At 70.7% G+C, this 5,004-nt stretch carries 5 protein-coding genes and 1 pseudogene; 4 read left to right on the top strand and 2 right to left on the bottom strand.

Translation table 11 applies throughout. The features are described from left to right. Positions 1–283 precede the first annotated feature (283 nt). On the top strand, positions 284–1,165 hold the full coding sequence (locus DJ70_RS06200; protein ID WP_245810722.1) for a hypothetical protein: 882 nt from the start codon (positions 284–286) through the stop codon (positions 1,163–1,165). Positions 1,166–1,175: 10 nt separating this feature from the next. Here DJ70_RS06200 and DJ70_RS06195 read toward each other — a convergent pair whose 3' ends face one another. Continuing rightward, the gene (locus tag DJ70_RS06195) at positions 1,176–1,469 is read right to left on the bottom strand and encodes a hypothetical protein (RefSeq protein ID WP_094531143.1); all 294 of its coding nucleotides are present in this window, start codon (positions 1,467–1,469) and stop codon (positions 1,176–1,178) included. Positions 1,470–1,548: 79 nt separating this feature from the next. On the opposite strand from DJ70_RS06195, the gene DJ70_RS06190 reads away from it, so the two are divergent. Further along, the gene (locus DJ70_RS06190) at positions 1,549–2,442 is read left to right on the top strand and encodes a DMT family transporter (RefSeq protein WP_094531137.1); all 894 of its coding nucleotides are present in this window, start codon (positions 1,549–1,551) and stop codon (positions 2,440–2,442) included. 63 nt (positions 2,443–2,505) lie between these two features. Next, positions 2,506–4,068 carry a sensor histidine kinase gene (locus DJ70_RS06185; protein WP_094531141.1) on the top strand — a complete coding sequence of 521 codons (1,563 nt, stop codon included), beginning with the start codon at positions 2,506–2,508 and terminating at the stop codon, positions 4,066–4,068. A gap of 64 nt (positions 4,069–4,132) precedes the next feature. On the opposite strand, the gene DJ70_RS06180 is transcribed toward DJ70_RS06185, so the two are convergent. Next, on the bottom strand, positions 4,133–4,633 hold the full coding sequence (locus DJ70_RS06180) for an SRPBCC family protein (protein WP_094531135.1): 501 nt from the start codon (positions 4,631–4,633) through the stop codon (positions 4,133–4,135). Positions 4,634–4,781: 148 nt separating this feature from the next. On the opposite strand from DJ70_RS06180, the pseudogene DJ70_RS06175 reads away from it, so the two are divergent. Continuing rightward, positions 4,782–5,004: pseudogene (locus DJ70_RS06175) on the top strand (8-oxoguanine DNA glycosylase); the annotation flags it as partial.

The following is a 5,004-nucleotide window of genomic DNA, read 5'->3' as shown; positions in this document are numbered from 1 at the left end:
GAGACGCGTCTCCGCGTCGGTTTCGTTCAGTCACCGCCGAGCCGGCCGGCCGTCGATCGCGGCGCCGGGAGTTTTCGGGAGCGTTCCACGAAACGCGTCAGGACGCTCGCGTCGGTCCGAGCGCCGCAGCGTCCGGATCGCACGCGTCGAACCGTCGAACTCTCCCCGATCGGATCCGGTGACGACGTCCCGATCCGCCGGGAGGGTCGCGCTCGACGGGGATCTCAATATTGATTGCCTCACCAGTAAGTTTATACTATTTCTACATGAAGACAACACGTTCATGACCGTCCCGACGACGCGCGAGGGCGACGTCACGCTCCGGGTCGACGCTACCGGATCGCCGTCCGTCCGGGACGGGCAGGCGGGAGGTTCAGTCGTCTCGGTGCTGTTCGAGACGGGTCTCGAGGCGTGGAGGCGAACGTGGCCCGAGCGCGCGGGCGAGCCGCCGGGTCGGGAGGCGGTCGTCGTGGCGAGCGACGTCACTCGTGGCGCGGCCGCGTCGGCGACCACGCGGGTCCTCCCGCAACGGCGTCTCGCGTACACGGTTCTCGGCGCCGACGCCGACGTCGACCGGATCCTTGAGACGACCGCGGACACGCTCGGGGAGTTCGATCGGTCCCGACCCCGAGTGCTGCTCGACGACCTCGCACCCTTCGCGGCCGCGCGCGGCGCCGCCGAGGCCGTCGACGTGGTCGACGCGGTCGCGGCGGACGCCGGCGTCGATTCGGTCACGGTCGGCTGGTCGCTCACGGCGGACTCCGCGTCCGCGCTGCCGGCGGTCCTCGATCGCGTGGACGCGGTCGAGGGCGTCGATCCGGACGCGGTGGCGGCGATCGGGCGACTCCAACGCGAGGATCCGACCACCTTCGGCTACACGCGCCGGTACTGGACGGAGGCGCAGCGGGGCATCGAGTCCTGCTCGCGGAACTACCCGCAATCGAAACAGGTCCACGCCGCGCTGTCGGGCCCCGAGACGACGCCGCGAACGCTCGGCGCGACGCTGTCCGGGCTGGTCTCGCTCGGCGTTCTCGACACCTGGACGGAGACGGTCGGGTCGACGCGATACGATCTCACGGCGTACGACCCGGTCCGGATGGCGGCGGTCGGCGTCGCGTTCGCGGCCGTCTCCGACGACGAGGCGGGTGGCGTCCTCGAGGAGTGAGACGCGTCGGTCATCCCCCGCCGTCGCCGGATCGCTCGGGAACCGCCAGGTCGTGATCGACGACGGCGCCGTCGGGATCGAGCGTGACCGTCCCGAGCGTCACCGTCGCTCCGGTGTCGTACTCGGTGGCGATGGTCTCGAGGACTGACCGCCTGTCGAGTCGCTCCCAGACGACCTCTGCGACGAGCGACTGGAACGCTTCCGGGTCGGTCCATCCCGAATCGACGTCCGTCGGGACGTGGACGAGGAATCGCAGCTCCGTCTCGGTGACGCGCACGCCGACGCCGAAGGTGTCCGGACACATGTCGTCCCCTTCGCCGCCGCGGGTCATACCTCCGTCGACCTCCCGAAAGCGGTAACCCGGTCCGCCGGGAAGCGATCGCGTGACCTCGAGCAGAACCGCTCCGCGGGTGCCCCCCGAGCTGGGGCTCGTGACCGCGGTTCTCGCGGTCAGTACGGGAGCGATCCTCGTCAGGTGGAGCGACGCGCCGAGCTCGGTCGCCGCCTTCTATCGGGTGCTCTTCACGACGCTACCGCTGCTCCCGGTGGCGGCGTGGCGGTACCGCGAGCAGTTCGCCCGGATCGATCGACGGGATCTCGGGTTCGCGACGCTGTCGGGCGTCGCGCTGGCGATACACTTCGCCTCGTGGTTCGAGAGCCTCGAGTGGACGAGCGTCGCCGCGAGCGTCACGCTCGTCCAGGCGCAGCCGGTGTTCGTCGCGCTCGGCGCGTGGCTGTTGCTCCGCGAGCGGGTGACCCGCCGGATCGCGGTCGGGATCGGGATCGCCGTCGGCGGGATCGCGACCATGTCGTTCGGGGACTTCCTCGGCGGCGTCCTCGTCGGACCGGCGCCGCTTTACGGCAACGCGTTGGCGCTGATCGGCGCGGTTACGGCCGCCGGCTACGTCCTCGCCGGCCGGTCGCTGCGGCAGCGGCTCGCGCTGGTTCCGTACGTCGTCGTCGTCTACGGCGTCTGTACCCTGTCGTTGCTCGCCTTCGTGCTCGCGCAGGGGCATCCCCTCTCCGGGTATCCCGCGCGCGAGTGGGCGGTGTTCGTCGGTCTGGCGATCGGGCCGGGGCTGTTCGGACACACCGTGGTCAACTGGGCGCTGGGGTACCTCGAGTCGAGCGTCGTCTCGGTGTCGCTGCTCGGAGAGCCCGTCGGGGCGACGCTCCTCGCGCTGGTGCTCCTCGGGGAGGCGCCGACCCGCTTCACCGTCGTCGGCGGCGCGGTCGTCCTCTCGGGGATCTACCTCACGACGACGGGGTCCCGCTGAGTCGGTTTTCAATGCCGATACTCGGGGCTCAACGTTCAAGTGGTGAGACGCGAACTCGTGGACATGAATCGGCGCTCGATCGTCGTTCTCGCAGACGCGGGCTCGCCGCTCCTCGATCGGGTAACCGCCGCGACGGCGGTCGCCTTTCCGGGTCCGGACGCTCCGGTCGTCCGGCGGGCGGACCCCGGATCCCTCCCGACGGACGACGCGGACCCGGACCGGCTCGCCGACGCCTGCGGAGTCGTGACGACGGCCTCGGTCCTCTCCTCGGCGGTGGAGGACACGGCCGCCTCGTCGGACCCGTTCGGGCGGCTCCCTGGCGTGGTGGTCGTTCCGGAGGGGGAGCCGGAGGCGGTCCGAACGGCGTTTCGCGCGGGCGCAGCCGACACCGTGGGGCCGTTCTCCGGTTCTGATCCCGAATCGGACCCGCTCGTCGCGAGGTTGGCTGCGACGATCGGTTCCGCCCGCAACCGACTCTCCGATCCGGGTCTCGAACGGCTCACGACCGTCCTCCTGGACGCCGCGACGACGCTCATGAGCACGCGCTCGGACGAGGTGAAGACGAAGATCGAGTGGACGATGGAGAGCGTGGGGGAGCGGGCCGAACTCGATCGCATCGTCTGTTATCTCGACGGCGACGACGGGTTCTCGCCGGAGTACTACTGGTCTCCGAACGGGTTCTCGCCGACGGTGCGCGCGTTCGACGACTTCCCCGAGCCGGATCGCCTGTCGACGTTCGAGAACGTCTCCGTTCCCGCGGTCTCCGCCGACGGAGGAGGGGCCCCGGCCTCGGGCACGGAGGACGTTCCGCCGGCGACCGTCCACGTGCCGCTGGTCACGGAGTGGGAGCTGACCGGGGTCGTCTCCTTCGAGGTCGACGGCCGGCGCTCCTGGACCGAGCGGGAGGTGAACCTGTACAGAACGCTCGCGGACCTGATCGCCTCCGCGGTCACGCGCAACGAGCGGCGAATGGAGCTTCGGACGCAGGCCGAACGGCTCGAACAGTTCAGCGCGGTCGTCTCACACGACCTCCGGAACCCGCTCAACGTGCTCTCCGGCTATCTGGATCTCGCGGCCGACGACGTTCGGTCGCGACACTACGACGCGATGGAGAACGCGGTCGACCGGATGGAGACGCTCATCGACGACCTCCTGATGCTCGCACGGCGCGGCGAGACGATCGGCGAGACGGAGACGGTGCCGGTCGCGTCCCTCGCCGAGGAGGCGTGGGAGTCGGTCCGGGCCCCGAACGCGACGCTCACGGTCGCCGACGGGACGGGGCGCGTCGAGGCGGATCCCGGACGGTTCCGGCAGGCCCTGGAGAACCTCTTCCGGAACGCGGTCGACCACGGCGGGCCGGAGGTCGCGATCGAGGTCGGTCCGCGGGTCGGATCGGACGGCGTCGTGGGGATGTACGTCTCCGACGACGGGCCGGGGGTCTCGCCGGACGTCCGCGAGTCCGTGTTCGATTCCGGCTTCTCGACCGCGGACAGTTCCGGCATCGGGCTCGCCATCGTCGATCGCGTCGCCGAGGCGCACGACTGGACCGTCGACGTCCACAACGACGACGGTGCGGTCTTCGAGTTCGACCTCGAGATGGCTCCGCCTCGAACGGTGCCGCAGTAGGTCCCGCCCTACCCCACCTCCGGTTTCGGGCTCGGGTCGCTCCCCGACGTCGGCGCCGCTGCGGTCACGCCGCGTCGAAGCGGTCGGCGGTCCGACGGTGTCGGTCCCGGAACATTCCCTCGAACCCGAGCTTCGCGAACGGTCCCGCCGCGTCGCCGAGCGCGCCGAGGGGGAGGCGGTACTCGACGGTGTCCTCGAGCACGGTCTCCTCCCCGTCGGCGTGGAAGGCGTGGGTGTGCTCCCACGTCCGGAACGGACCGTCCACCATGTCGTCGACGAAGTACGCGCTCCCCGTCGGCGACGTCTCCCCGTCCGGCTCGCGCTCGACGATCCGCGAGACCCACCGCTGGCGGGGGATGACGCCGAACGGCCGGATCGACATCCGGATCCGCGAGCCCGCGGTCAACACCTCGGGGTCACGCTCGCCGTCGGGTCCCTCCACGGCCTCGATACGCATGTTCATCCAGCCGGGCGTCAACTCGAGGAGTCCGTCGACCGTCGAGTGGAACGCCCACACGTCCTCGATGGGGGCGGCTATCCGGGTCCTCCGGCGGTACGTCGGCATGCCCGACCTACGGGGCCGACGGGAAAAGCCCCTTCGCCGTCGTCGCCGTCTCGCTCCGTTCTCGTCGTCCCGCCCCGTCCCGCGCCGTCGCCGTCGGCGGTCCGGGGTACCGAAACGCCGATACGCCCGCGTCACGTTCCGGGATCCGATGGAACGAGGAGCGATCGACGTCGCCGACCTCGCCGGACCCTTCGACCTCCAGGCGACCGTCGAGAGCGGACAGAGCTACCTGTGGAACCGCGCCGACGGTCGAACCTACGAGGACCTCCACGCCCACGGCGGCGACGAGTGGTACGAGACCGTCGTCGCCCCGATCCCGGACGTCACGGACGAGCGGGTTCCCCTCCGAGTCCGCCAGGTCGGCGGCGTTC

Origin of the sequence: Halorubrum halodurans, assembly GCF_002252985.1 — an archaeon.
Lineage (GTDB): Archaea > Halobacteriota > Halobacteria > Halobacteriales > Haloferacaceae > Halorubrum > Halorubrum halodurans.
Note: the sequence above shows the minus strand (reverse complement) of the source record. Positions and strands in the feature narration are given on the sequence as shown.